The organism is Lysinibacillus sp. EB106-09-02-XG168 (assembly GCF_058791475.1).
Genome location: NZ_JBYTDN010000003.1, coordinates 4,381,864 through 4,395,986, shown reverse-complemented (window position 1 = coordinate 4,395,986; position 14,123 = coordinate 4,381,864). Strand labels below are relative to the sequence as shown.

Below are 14,123 nucleotides of genomic sequence, written 5' to 3'. Positions count from 1 at the left end.
GTAAGTTCATTTTACATTCCAAATAACAGGAAATATGTCTTTGTTAAACGTATATCATGTGGCAAAGTTGATTGGAATGGAGACTTGGCGACTCCTCGGGGATTAGCGTCACAGATGAGACCCTGGAGCGAGCGCAGCGAGTGAAGCGGCTCATCTGACGCCCCTAGGAAAGCGCCCGGTTGGAATGGAAATCAACCCTGCTTTATGATGCGAATATTTTGAAATGTCCGTATTTCGGTCTAAAGTCTTAGTAAACTAACGTTGACTTTTTACACAAAGTTTTTTAATATATTCATATATCTTGAATTCGAGATATTAAACTTTGAAATTTAAGGGAGAATTTATATAATGAATGTATTAGTAGTAAAAGCAAACAACCGTCCAGACGGTATTTCAACAAAAATGTACGACACATTTATGGAAAATGTACAAGGTGTAAACGTAACGACTTTTGACGTATTCGCAGAAGACATGCCTTATTTCGGTCAAGATCTTTTCAATGCTTTTGGTAAAGTTCAAAACGGTGAAACATTAACTGACATTGAATCACGTCTTTTAGCTGCAAAACAAAAAGCTATGGATGCTTTAACTGCAGCTAATGTTGTTGTATTTGCTTTCCCACTTTGGAACTTAACAATCCCAGCGAAATTACAAACTTTCATTGACTATGTATTCCAAGCTGGTTATACATTTAAATATAATGAAAACGGTCAATTAGAAGGCTTAATGGGTGACAAAAAAGTAGTTATTCTAAATGCGCGTGGTGGTTTCTACTCTACACCTGAAGCACAATCAATAGAAATGTCAGTTAACTATATCAAAAACGTTGTTGGCATGTTCGGTATGGAAATTATCGAAGAGGTGATCATTGAAGGTCATAACGCGTCACAAGATAAAGCACCAGAAATTATTGCAAATGGCCTAGAAGCGGTTAAAAAAGTAGCTCAATCTTTACAAACTGTAACTGCATAATAAATACTATTCTCTGACGTATTGATTAGGGAAATATAGTAATTCTTTTAATAAAAGTTCTCTCTAATTTGAGAGAACTTTTTTTATTCAAAGAGGTACGGTAGTGGTAAGGAGGTCTAACCTATTGGTACTATTCATATACTCCCTATTTACATTTACTAACATCTGGTTGTGTAAATGGTATTAATCTATTATTTTCAGAGGAAGAGTTTTTCTATTCGTTTAAAAATACATACAATTAGGACTATTTATTCAATTAAATTATTAATTGGTATAATATAATTAAAAACGTAGGAAAATATTATATTTATAAGGAGGTTGTTACCATGGGTAAGAAGTTTATTACTAAATTCTTAGCGATGTTACTTGTTCTATTCGCGGTGTTACCATTTGGACTATCTGCGAATGCTGCATCAAACGATGTGACACGCGGGGATTACGTGAAAGAATTAGTAGAAAGTTTAAATGTAGGGCTAGGGGATGGTTCCAAAACTACCTTCACTGACATCTCTAAGGAGTTAGCTCCGTATGTAGAAAAGGCAGTAGAACTGAATCTTATTAAAGGTAAAACGGCGACGTTGTTTGGTCCAAATGATAAATTGACACGACAACAAGCATTCGTTATTTCTGCTCGTGGGTTAGCCAAAGATAACGCACCACTTTCTGTATTAGATAAGTTTAAAGATGCGGATCAAATTGCTAAAACACATAAGCAAGATTTAGCAAATGCTGTTGCAGCAAACTTATTACAAGGCTTTGAGGATAACACAATTCGTCCGCGTGCCTATGTAACAACTGAGCAAATGCAAAGTATTATTAAACGCTTTGTAGCTGAATACAAATTATCAACATCTACAGTAAATCTTCAAATTTTAGGAACAACAGATATTCATACAAATCTTGCTAATTACAATTATTTCTTAGATGCTGAATCAGCTGATGTAGGTTTAGCAAACACGGCTACATTAATTGAACAGGCTCGTAAGGAGAACCCAAATACATTATTATTTGATAATGGTGATTTAATTCAAGGAACGCCACTAGGCTCTTATAAAGCGTTAGAGAATCCTTTGAAACCAGGTGAGGTCCATCCAGCAATAGCAGCACTAAATGCACTTAAATATGATGGAGGAACTTTAGGAAATCACGAGTTCAACTATGGTTTAGAGTTTTTAGATGAAGTATTAAATGATGCAAAATATTCAGTCGTAAATGCAAACACATACGATGCTAAAACAAAAAAACGTATGTACACACCGTATGTAATTCTTAATAAAGAGGTAGTAGACAATACAGGTGAAAAGCACACGCTTAAAGTGGGTGTTACAGGGATTGTACCTACGAAAATTGTTGAATGGGATGCTATTCATTTAGCAGGCAAAGTAGAAATGCAAGAACCAGTTGAAGCGGTGAAAGAAGTTGTACCAGAAATGCAAAAAGCAGGTGCAGACGTAATTGTAGTACTTTCACATTCAGGTATTGGTGAAGATACTTACGAAAAAGGTAACGAGAACGTTGGGTACCAAATCTCTGAGATTAAAGGTGTCGATGCTTTAATTACAGGGCACTCTCATTTAACTTTCCCAGGTGACTATAAAAATCTGAAAAATGTCGATCAAGAAAAAGGGACAATTAACGGTGTTCCAACTGTAATGGCAGGAAGCTATGGTAGCTATCTTGGAGTTATTGATTTACAACTAGAACAAAAAGGCGCTAAATGGGTTGTAAAGGATGGACAAGGTTCTATCCGTTCTATCAAACAAGAAGGCCTAAAACCATCTAAAACAGTTTTAAATGTAATTAAAGAAGCGCATGAAGGTACCTTAAAGTATATTCGTCAGCCTGTTGGTGAGACAACTGCACCAATCCATAGCTACTTCTCAATGGTTCAAGACGATCCTTCTATTCAAATTGTGACACAAGCTCAAAAATGGTTTATTGAAAAAGAATTAAAAGGTACTGCTGATGAAAACATACCACTTCTTTCAGCTGGTGCGCCTTTCAAAGCGGGATCTCGAAATAACCCTGCAGATTTCACAAACATTCCTGTAGGTCCGCTAGCAATTAAAAATATGGCAGACATCTATTATTACGATAATACGCTTGCAACGATTAAAGTAACAGGTGCGCAAGCTATTGAATGGTTAGAAATGGCTGCTGGTGTTTTTGCAACAATTGATCCAAAACAAACTAAAGAACAAAATATTATTGACCCAGAGGCACGCTCTTACAATTTTGATGTATTAGATGGCTTAACTTATCAAATTGATGTAACATCACCTGCAAAGTATGATAGTCGAGGTGTTTTACTAGACGAAAAAGCAAATCGTATTAAAAACGTGCAATACAACGGTAAACCAATCGATCTAAAACAAGAATTTATTATCATTTCGAACAATTACCGTGTTGGTGGTTCTTATGGTGCTACGTTTAAAAAGGCAGATGGCTCTAACTTAACAAACTATGCTTATGAAAATCGCCAAGCTGTCATTGACTACATTATGACAAACAAAACAATTAATCCTGCTGCGGATAACAATTGGTCATTTGTACCGTTCCCAGCAAATACAAAAATTATTTACAATTCTGCAAAGGATGCACAAAAAATTATTCCTGCAGGTAGCAGTATCGAATATTTAGGCGATACTGAAGGCGGCTTTGGTAAATATTTAATTAAGTAAGAATGAAATGTTAAAAAGGAGAGGGCGTTGTTAAACGCTGCTCTCCTTTTTTTGTCGTTCAAAAGCATGATAACGTGTTCCTTGAAATGATAGTAAGCCAAAGTCACCATCTGCGAGCTGTCCATAATTACGGCCATTTATCTTTAATTCTAGACGATCGCCACTTTGTACTTCAAAAGTGACATAGTACGATGTATGAGCACTAGAGTTACCAGAACCTCCACTAGTATTAGACCGTTTTGTTACGACTTTAGCGGGTACTGTTAGTAATGGTTCATTGTTGTTTTTTGACCATTGTAAAATACCTTTAATAATAGAAAATGCAATAACACCGAACACGATAAAAAACATTATTAAAATAAAATTATACCCTAAAGAGAGTTCATCAAACCCTACCATAAAAGTCCTCCGTTCTACGAAATATTGTGCTTGAAGTTGTTATAAACTAAATTCAATCTGTGCCTTCATCAGGAAGCCATTCTTCTTGCGCCCATGGATATACACTGTTCCCTGTATATACTGTTGTAAAAACGATCAATAGGCTTTGTTAGATTTTTAATAGTTAAATTTCCATGTAAAGTAAACTTCATATCATCTAATTGTTCAATATATGTAGACGTAAATGAAATTTTTGGATAAATGTCCGCGTCAAAAAATCAGGAGATACAAGATGCACATCACTATCAAAGATTTTCATGGAAAAGCCCTCTAAAAACAGTATCTTACACGAATAATAAATTAAACAATATAGGTTTTCAATAAGCATTTAGAAAATGTGGTAAAATATTACTTTTATAAAAGTTTATTTTATGAAAGTAAATATAAAAAAGGCTCCTTGAAAGTCATTAGTACGGTAACTTTTCTTCTAACAGAGGAGGAGTAGTCATAATAATAAAATCATGTGCATCTATATGAAATAAGTGGCCATTTTTAAAAATATTAGCTACCATGACTACGCTCTAATCAAGCGGCCATGGCTAATTTTTTATGCCATCAGTAGCTTTGATACGATGTTAAAGCAAAAGCTAATGCCAAAAATGAAAATACACATAAAGTTACATTTAGTAATCAAATAAGAAAAGGTAAATAGATTACTTGTAGTAAATAAGTTACTTCAAATTTACTTTTTTAAAAATTATCGTTACAATAGAGTACATAAGAGGTGAAAAAAATGAGTGAGTCAAATTTATGTCCTCGTTTAGCTAAAGCAATGGATTTAATCGGAAAACGCTGGACAGGGCTGATTTTATATCAATTACTTGATGGACCACAGCGTTTTAATGAGATTGAAACTGCATTACCTGTAAGTGGCCGTTTATTATCCGAACGTTTAAAAGAGCTAGAAAAAGAAGGGCTTGTTGCAAGAAAAGTATATTCAGAGGTACCAGTGCGTGTTGAATATTCTTTGACGGATAAAGGTTGGGCACTAGAAGGAGCAATCCGCAATATCGAATCGTGGGCAACGAGTTGGCTGTAAAAGTGTGAAGTCTATCTCGGAATTTCTGATGGATAGATAAACATTGGACATATGTACTATAATGACCATGAATTTTCTTTATCCTATTCATCGGCTCTGCACGGAGAGTCTCGCTACCTATTAAGGCGAGATAAAAATTACCCTTCATTTTTACTTGTCAAATTAGGGTTCTAAATCCATACTAGTGTAGAGTAAGAAAGGACGTTAGAAAGGAATTAGCTCTCATGACAAAAGAACAATGGGCAGCGGATTTAGCACAGAGCGTTAATCCGGCCAATATTAAGTTAAATGAATCATTACAGCAATATACTATGACAAAATTAGGTGGTAAAGCGGATGTTTTCGTTCTCGCTGAAACAGAGGAAGAGGCAGCAACGGTTATTCGCTATGCTCACAAAAATAATATACCTTTATTAATGTTAGGTAATGGATCTAATATGGTCGTTCGTGATGGCGGTCATCGAGGGATCGTTGTTACATTTTCGTTTTTAGATGAAATTCGCATTAATGGTGACCATGTTTATGCGCAAAGTGGTGCACTTATAAAAGATGTATCGAAACTGGCAGCAGCAGCATCTTTAACAGGCTTTGAATTTGCTTGTGGTATCCCTGGCTCAGTTGGTGGGGCTATGGCAATGAATGCCGGTGCATATGGCGGTGAAATTAAGGATATTATTATTTCATCGAAAGTGCTAACAAAAGAAGGCGAAATTTTAATACTATCGAAAGATGATCTTGAACTTGGTTATCGTCAAAGTATCATTGCCAAGAAAGGATACTATGTATTATCATCAGAATTTCAATTAGCAAAAGGTGTGCAGGAAGAAATTGATGCAAAAATTGCTGATTTAACGTTTCAGCGAGAATCTAAGCAGCCGTTAGAATACCCATCTGCAGGGAGCGTTTTTAAGCGCCCGCCTGGTCACTTTGCTGGTAAGCTTATTCAAGATAGTGGCTTGCAAGGAAAAGGCGTTGGTGATGCAGAGGTATCAACGAAGCATGCAGGCTTTATTGTTAATAAAGGTAATGCAACGGCTACTGAATATATTGCAACAATTCAAATGGTACAACGAGAAGTTAAAGAAAAGTTTGGCATCGATTTAGAAACAGAAGTAAAAATCGTTGGTGACGACTTATAGAATACTACGCCCTTCGCTAATGGTGGAGGGCGTTTTTTGAGGAGTGAAAACAGAAAATGAAGTTTATATCTTGGAATGTTAATGGAATTAGAGCCTGCTTAGGTAAAGGGTTTTTAGATTTTTTCAATCATGTAGATGCAGATTTTTTCTGTATTCAAGAAACAAAGTGTCAGGCTGAACAAGTGGAAATCCCACTTGAGGGATATGAGCAGTATTGGAATTATGCACAGAAGAAAGGTTATTCAGGTACAGCTATTTTTACAAAGCATACACCACTTTCAGTACGTTATGGCGTTGGTGAGGATGAATCACAGGAAGAGGGGAGAATTATTACACTTGAGTATGAAGATTTTTACTTAGTGAATGTTTATACCCCAAATTCACAACGTGATTTAGCTAGATTACCTCTTCGTTTAGAATGGGAGGATCGATTAGCGCTTTATTTAAAAGAGCTAGATTCCAAGAAACCTATAGTTTACTGTGGTGATTTAAATGTCGCACATATGGAAATTGACTTAAAAAATGCAAAATCGAATAATGGTAATTCAGGTTTTACATTTGAAGAACGTGCAAAAATGACGGAGCTATTGGCAAGTGGTTTTGTAGATTCATTCCGCTACATGTATCCAGATACAACAGACCACTATACATGGTGGTCTTATATGAATAAAGTACGCGAGCGCAATATCGGATGGCGTATTGATTACTTTATTGTGTCTGAGAGACTAAAAAACAACATTAATGTGGCGAGTATTCATTCACATATTATGGGCAGTGACCATTGTCCGATCGAATTACAGCTTAATAACTAGTATCTATGAAAAATAAAATGGTCAATGAAATCTTTGCGAATGTCGTGGCACTTTAAATGAGGTGAATTCCGTTCCAGGCTACTCGCTTTCCTGTAAGCGCACTACCTCCACTTATGTTGTTGCTGACGCTACGCTTCCGCTTAGAAAAATTTGTTACTGAAATTTCGCCCTATCATTATAAATTAGAGTGACTTGCTAGAAGATACAAGCTATGTGAAATGGTTGATTGGAGTGGAGGCTGGACGTCCCCAGAAAAGCGCCCAGCCTGAAAGGAAATTAATCCCTTATTTCGCAGAAGATTCATACTTTATTTAAAATGACAACTTAATTTCACTGATACAATAGTTTTTCAATAACATAAAAAATCGTATTTTCTAAAAGGAAATACGATTTTTTTTATACTGCAAAGCAATAAACATTAAACTTCGAATCTTTAAAAGGTAAAAGAATATATTGCAAAAAGGGGGTTGAGATGTGAGAAAGTTTACATGGAAAAAATGGCTTCTGGCTATAGCAGGGTGTTTAGCTCTAGTGGCTATTGTCGCATTTATCGGATTTACCTGGTTTATGAATAAATCAAAACCAGTAATTGATGGAGAACTTTCATTGAGCGTGCTAGCTGAAGATGTAACTGTCACAAGGGATGACAAGGGGATCCCACATGTTTTTGCTAAGACAGATGCAGACTTGTATCGTGCGCAAGGCTATGTGCAAGCGCAAGATCGACTATTTCAAATGGATTTAGCGCGAAGACAAGCTAGCGGTCGCTTGTCGGAAATAATCGGTGAGTCAACTGTTGATACTGATAAATTTTTCCGAACATTTAGCTTGCGGGATGCAGCTGAAAAATCATTAGGTACTTATGATGCAGAAAGTAGGCAGGTACTTGAGTGGTTTGCAGATGGCGTCAATGCTTTTATTGCACAGGCAAAAAAAAATAAAACATTAAGCTATGAATTCGCATTACTAGGTTACGAACCTGAGGAGTGGTCTGTTATAGACTCTCTTACTATTGGTAAATATATGGCCTATGACTTAGGTGGTAATTGGAATACGCTTGCGTTCCGGCATTGGGCTTTACAAAATTTTGATGAAGAAAAAGCTAAAGAATTATTTATAAAGTATCCTAAAAACGCTTCATCCATTATCAAGGAAAATAAAGAAAATCCAGTTGCCGTGGCAGGGCGTTTTAATGCAGCTCTGTTGCCAAATGAATTTAACGGTAGTAATAACTGGGTTGTATCTGGGCAGAAAACAAAAAACGGTACGCCGATTTTAGCGGATGATCCACATTTAGGATTAAGTACACCATCTATTTGGTATCAAATGCATTTACAATCTCCTGAGCAAAATGTTAGTGGCGTAATCTTTGCGGGTATTCCAGGTATTATTTTAGGACATAACGATAACATTGCGTGGGGTGTAACGAATGTTGGACCTGATGTACAGGATTTATATATAGAAATGCCTAATCCGAATAATCCAACACAGTTCCGCTATGATGGCAAGTGGGAGCAAGCGGAGGTGCGTGATGAACCGATTAAGGTAAAGGGCGGGGAAACGGTAGATTTTGAAGTTGTTGTTACACGTCACGGCCCAATCATTACAGATTTAGCCTTTAAAGATACTGAGCCTACAGCACAATTTTCGATGCAGTGGACGGCACTGCAACCAACGACAGAGCTACGTGCAATACTAGGGTTTAATAAAGCGAAGTCCTGGACTGGATTTGAAAAAGCTTTAGAGGGTTTTAAAGCACCGGCTCAAAACTTTGTCTTTGCATCAAAAGATGGCACGATTGCTTATAAAGCGAATGGTCAAATTCCAATTCGGAAACAAGGAGACGGGCAATTACCAGTACCAGGTGATTCTAGTGACTATGGATGGGAAGGCTTTATCTCGTGGGATGAGCTCCCGACTGTAGTAAACCCTGATGAAGGATTTATTGCGACAGCAAATAATGAAGTTATTGGGGAAGAATATCCTTATCATATAACAGATTTCTGGGCTCAGCCTTATCGTTATGAACGGATTAAGGAAGTTTTAGAGGCGAATGATTCATTAACAGTGGAAGATATGATGAATTTACAAATGGATCAGCATAACCTATATGCTCGTGAGTTTTTACCATATTTATTACCATCGATAAAAGCACAAGATCAAGATGGGAAATATAAAGATGTTATAAAATTATTAGAGAATTGGGATATGGTAGATGCAAAGGATTCTGGGGCACCATTAGTGTTCCATACGTTAATGGAGAAGTTACAAGAAGTGTTATTTAAAGATCAAATGCCAGAAGATATGTATGATTTAATGTATGGGAAATTTAATATTACAGACCAGCTTTTACGTACAGCTTATGCAGGTAAGAAGAGTATATGGATTGAGGAACAGGGCGGAGTAAATGCAATTGTTTACAAGGCATTAGAGCTCACTGTCACACAAATAGAAGATCAATTCGGAAAAAATGCTTCGAAATGGAAGTGGGGCGAGTTTCATCAACTTACCTTTGACCATACATTAGGTAAAGCTTCGCCAATTCTTGCGGCATATTTTAATGCTAAAAAGGTTCCTATTGGAGGTTCAAAGGTTACTGTTCAGGCTGCTGATAATGATTTAGCTGGAAATGTTACTCACGGAGCATCATGGCGCTTTGTAGTTGATGCCGGTGATTTAAGCGCAGCCTATCATATCGTAGGTCCAGGACAGAGTGGACATGTAAAATCTACTTGGTATCAAGATCAAGTAATGGATTGGGCTAATGGAGATTATCATCAAACGTTTGTGAGGAAAGATGATATTAAAGGTAAAACGTTACGATTAAAAGCAAAATAGGATGAGAGGCTATAAGTATCTACAAGGTTTTATATTAAGACAACAAAAATTCCTTTCTATTTCGAGTAGAAAGGAGTTTTTTTAAATAGATTTAGGAGATGTCAGATGATGAATTGCTTAAGGAGATTCAATGACATAATAGCCAAGTAGCCACTTGTTTAGGACATGCTAAGTAAGGTGGTTGATCTTCGTTACGACTGGGCGACTCCTTGGGAATCAGTGATATAGAGGAACGAAGGCTAAAAGCATCATGTCCTGTGATAACGCCTTCGTGACCAGCATCCTGTTGCCAAAGCAGATCATCGGACGCCCCCAGGAAGCCTCTGCTCTGCGCGAAAGCGAAGCGTCAGCTACAAGTGTTTTAACTGTGCGAAAGCGAAGCGTCAGCTACAAATGTTTTAACTGTGCGAAAGCGAAGCGTCAGCTACAAAGCGCCCAGTCGGAACGGAAATCAACCTCTCGCTTTGCCAAAGGCACATACTATAACACAACAACGTACGTAGCTATCACTTTGAAGTGATAGCTTTTTTTACTTTTATATTTATTAGTTAGCAATTTATATAAAGACATTTTTTTAATTTGTGATATAAATCATTTACATTCAAATATTCGTTTGAATATTATGGAATATTATGTTATGGTGAAAACAATCAAACAAACATTTGAATGAGGTGAGAAAATGTCAAAAGAAGTATGCGAGATAACACAAGTTCATGAAGAAGCGGTCATTAAGGTTCAACAACAAATGCCAGATTTATCGAGAGTAGCAAAGTTTTTAAAGGCATTATCTGATGAAACAAGACTTAAAATTGCATATGCTTTAACGGTCGAAGATGAATTATGTGTTTGCGATGTTGCCTCTATTATAGGATCGTCAGTAGCAACGGCATCGCATCATTTACGATATTTAAAAGATAATAACTTAGCGAAGTCATATCGAAAAGGAAAGCAAATGTACTACTCTTTAGCTGATGAGCATGTGTATCAAATTGTAACGATTGCCTACGAACATGTGAAAGAGGGGATTGTAGATGACAGCAACACCAACTAAACAAGAATATAGGTTACAAAACTTATCTTGTGCCAGCTGTGCAGCAAAGTTCGAAAAAAACGTGAAGGCTATTCCAGAGGTTCAGGATGCACAAGTGAATTTCGGTGCTTCTAAAATAACAGTTATTGGTGATATTAACGTTGATCAACTTGAAGAAGCAGGTGCTTTCGACGGCATAAAAGTATCCCAATCAAAGACAAGAACAATTGAAAAATCAACACCTTTTTATCGAAAAACTGAAAACATATTAGCTGGAATCTCTTTGTTATTCGTAGTGCTTGGATATATGTTTGGATCAATGCGTGGTGAAACAGATTCACTAACTATTGGAATGTTTATAATCGCAATTCTAGTTGGAGGAATTGGAATTTTTAAAACAGGATTCCGCAATCTAGCACGCTTTGAATTTGATATGAAGACGCTGATGACTATTGCAGTAATAGGTGCGGCTATTATTGGGGAGTGGGAAGAAGCTGCTGTTGTTGTCTTTTTATTCGCGGTAAGTGAAGCGCTTGAGGCGTATTCAATGGATAAAGCGCGCCAATCGATTCGTCAGCTCATGGATATAGCCCCTCCTACAGCGACCATAAAACGTGCACATGGCGAGCATTTTCATGAAATGGAGCTACCGACTGAGGAGATTGAAATTGGTGACATTTTAATCGTTAAACCTGGTCAGAAGATTGCTATGGACGGAATTGTAGTGAGTGGGTTGTCAGCAGTGAATCAGGCAGCGATTACTGGTGAATCTATTCCAGTCAGTAAAACAGTCGATGACGAAGTATTTGCAGGAACTCTAAATGAAGAAGGTGCCTTAGAGGTTCGTGTGACAAAGCGAGTAGAGGACACAACAATTGCCAAAATCATTCATCTTGTTGAAGAAGCACAGGCAGAAAAAGCACCTTCACAGCAGTTCGTTGATCGCTTTGCGAAATACTACACACCTGCCATTATGATTGTTGCTTTACTTGTAGCGGTTCTACCACCTTTATTTATAGGTGATTGGCAACATTGGATTTACCAAGGATTGGCGGTCCTTGTTGTAGGTTGTCCATGTGCATTAGTCGTTTCTACACCAGTTGCTATTGTTACAGCAATTGGGAACGCTGCTAGACAAGGCGTTCTTATTAAAGGCGGTATTCATTTAGAGCAGCTTGGTCATATTGAGGCAATAGCATTTGATAAAACAGGCACACTTACAAAAGGTCAACCTGCTGTAACGGATATTATTACATCACAAGAGATGTCTGGGGATTATGTTTTACAACTAGTAGCGGCTGTTGAAAAACAATCCCAGCATCCATTAGCTAAAGCTATTTTGCAGGCTTTGCATGAAAAAAATCTGACAGAGTTTACACCAACAAACTTTCAATCCGTAACAGGCAAAGGTGCCTATGCGACGGTCGACGATCAAATAATTTATGTAGGAAGCTTAAAATGGATTGCTACATTAACGACTGTTGATGAAGTGATAAAAGAACAGGTTCATAAACTTCAACAACAAGGGAAAACAGTTGTAGCAGCGGTTAGTAATGATCAGTTTATTGGGATGATTGGTATTGCTGACCAATTACGTCAAGAAAGTAAAGATGTCTTAAATAAATTAAATGGTTTAAAAGTGAAACATAAAGTTATGCTAACGGGTGATGCAGAACCAACAGCACGAGCAATTGCAACTTCTTTAAATATGACAGATGTAAGAGCAAGTTTATTACCAGCTGAAAAATTAATGGCCATTAAAGATTTACGAGCACAGTTTGGTGCAGTGGCAATGGTAGGAGATGGTGTCAATGATGCACCTGCACTTGCCGCAGCGGATGTTGGTATTGCAATGGGAGGCGCTGGCACGGATGCAGCACTGGAAACTGCGGATATCGCATTAATGAGCGACGATTTAACGAAGCTGCCGTATACAATAGGCTTAAGTAGAAAAACATTACGTATCATTAAAGAGAACATTATATTTGCCCTAGCCCTAAAATTAATTGCCCTGTTACTTGTTATCCCAGGCTGGCTAACATTATGGATTGCCATCTTTGCAGATATGGGTGCCACATTACTAGTTGTGTTGAATTCATTACGATTAATCAAGTCTAAGAAATGGTAAAGAAGATATAATCCGGTGGAAGCGTGTAGAAAAAAAGTCATTCTGGGGAGCTAGTGATATTTATGGTATAGATATTACTAGCGATTCTTGAAAAAATACTTTGTTAACGCTATTATGGTTTCAGGAATATTGTAACAATTAAATATAAATGAGGCGAAGCTTTGAATATGTCAGATCCTATTTTAGTAAATGTTACAGAGGAAATTGTGCGTGGTTTAGTAAGTTTTCTACTACGAGGACCGGAATATCAAACATTTTGTAAATGTGAAATCTGTGAACTTGACGCAGTGGCACTTACACTGAATGCATTGCCTAGCAAGTATGTTACATCTATGGAATCCCGAGATGAAGCATTCAAAGTGATGAATACTCCTGGAAATATCGAACGGATCAATAAAGAGATTATTCATGCATTACATGTGGTAAATAAGTATCCTCGACATAAGGAAGAACCAACTTCTATTTGAAGTTGGTTCTTCACGTTTTTGAAAAACAAAATGGTCAAGGAAATCTTAGTGAATGATGTGATGCAATATATGAGGGTGACTTCCGTTCCAGGCTACTCGCTTTCCCCGCTGTGCTCCGTGCAGGGTCTCGCCTGTCTCGCTTTCCCACGGGAGTCGAGTAGCCTTCCACTCCAATCAAAAAATAACGTAGAACTTTAATAAATTTATTTTATGTCAAAAGAGAACGTTAGGGCTATTTCAAAGTAATCAAATAGTCTTAAAACAAACGCCATTGTACATGCTGTCGCTTCGCTTTCGTGCAGAAAACATTTGTTTCCGATGCTACATTAGCACTTTGTATTCTTACAAAATACAACTTGCTGAAACTTCACTTAATTTATAGCGTCATCCAGAAGATACACGCTATGAGAAATGGTTGATCTTCGTTACGACTGGGCGACTCCTTGGGGGTTAGCGTCACAGATGAGACCCTGGAGCGAGCCAGTAGGGGAACGAAGGCTAAGAGCATCACATCCTGTGATAACGCCTTCGTGACCAACATCGTGTTGGCCTAAGCGGCTCAGCGGACGTCCCCAGAAA

At 37.4% G+C, this 14,123-nt stretch carries 11 protein-coding genes; 9 read left to right on the top strand and 2 right to left on the bottom strand.

The genetic code is table 11. From position 1 onward, the window contains the following. Window positions 1-348: 348 nt before the first annotated feature. On the top strand, window positions 349-972 hold the full coding sequence (locus AC3WSO_RS22245; protein WP_492533710.1) for an FMN-dependent NADH-azoreductase: 624 nt from the start codon (window positions 349-351) through the stop codon (window positions 970-972). Window positions 973-1,298: 326 nt separating this feature from the next. Then, window positions 1,299-3,653, top strand: a complete 2,355-nt coding sequence (locus AC3WSO_RS22240; RefSeq protein WP_492533708.1) for a bifunctional 2',3'-cyclic-nucleotide 2'-phosphodiesterase/3'-nucleotidase — start codon at window positions 1,299-1,301, stop codon at window positions 3,651-3,653. 30 nt (window positions 3,654-3,683) lie between these two features. On the opposite strand, the gene AC3WSO_RS22235 is transcribed toward AC3WSO_RS22240, so the two are convergent. Continuing rightward, entirely contained in the window at window positions 3,684-4,052 is a 369-nt protein-coding gene (locus AC3WSO_RS22235; protein WP_492533707.1) for a DUF2500 domain-containing protein, read from the bottom strand. A 68-nt stretch (window positions 4,053-4,120) separates the two neighbouring features. Then, window positions 4,121-4,261: a hypothetical protein gene (locus AC3WSO_RS22230; protein ID WP_492534459.1), complete on the bottom strand. Its 141-nt coding sequence runs from the start codon at window positions 4,259-4,261 to the stop codon at window positions 4,121-4,123. A gap of 563 nt (window positions 4,262-4,824) precedes the next feature. Here AC3WSO_RS22230 and AC3WSO_RS22225 point away from each other — a divergent pair. The 7 genes from AC3WSO_RS22225 (at window position 4,825) to AC3WSO_RS22195 (ending at window position 13,544) form a co-directional block, all read left to right on the top strand. Continuing rightward, window positions 4,825-5,130: a winged helix-turn-helix transcriptional regulator gene (locus AC3WSO_RS22225; protein ID WP_197142135.1), complete on the top strand. Its 306-nt coding sequence runs from the start codon at window positions 4,825-4,827 to the stop codon at window positions 5,128-5,130. 224 nt (window positions 5,131-5,354) lie between these two features. Then, the gene (gene murB / locus AC3WSO_RS22220) at window positions 5,355-6,269 is read left to right on the top strand and encodes a UDP-N-acetylmuramate dehydrogenase (protein ID WP_492533706.1); all 915 of its coding nucleotides are present in this window, start codon (window positions 5,355-5,357) and stop codon (window positions 6,267-6,269) included. A gap of 56 nt (window positions 6,270-6,325) precedes the next feature. Next, entirely contained in the window at window positions 6,326-7,081 is a 756-nt protein-coding gene (locus AC3WSO_RS22215; protein WP_492533704.1) for an exodeoxyribonuclease III, read from the top strand. 474 nt (window positions 7,082-7,555) lie between these two features. Beyond that, window positions 7,556-9,919 carry a penicillin acylase family protein gene (locus AC3WSO_RS22210; protein ID WP_492533703.1) on the top strand — a complete coding sequence of 788 codons (2,364 nt, stop codon included), beginning with the start codon at window positions 7,556-7,558 and terminating at the stop codon, window positions 9,917-9,919. A gap of 679 nt (window positions 9,920-10,598) precedes the next feature. Beyond that, window positions 10,599-10,970 (top strand): ArsR/SmtB family transcription factor, encoded by a 372-nt coding sequence (locus AC3WSO_RS22205; RefSeq protein ID WP_492533701.1) that lies wholly within the window; start codon window positions 10,599-10,601, stop codon window positions 10,968-10,970. Continuing rightward, window positions 10,951-13,077, top strand: coding sequence for a heavy metal translocating P-type ATPase (locus AC3WSO_RS22200; RefSeq protein WP_492533699.1), 2,127 nt, complete (start codon window positions 10,951-10,953; stop codon window positions 13,075-13,077). Before AC3WSO_RS22205 ends, AC3WSO_RS22200 begins: the two co-directional genes overlap by 20 nt. A gap of 167 nt (window positions 13,078-13,244) precedes the next feature. Continuing rightward, window positions 13,245-13,544 carry a late competence development ComFB family protein gene (locus tag AC3WSO_RS22195; protein ID WP_492534458.1) on the top strand — a complete coding sequence of 100 codons (300 nt, stop codon included), beginning with the start codon at window positions 13,245-13,247 and terminating at the stop codon, window positions 13,542-13,544. The last annotated feature ends 579 nt before the right edge of the window (window positions 13,545-14,123 follow it).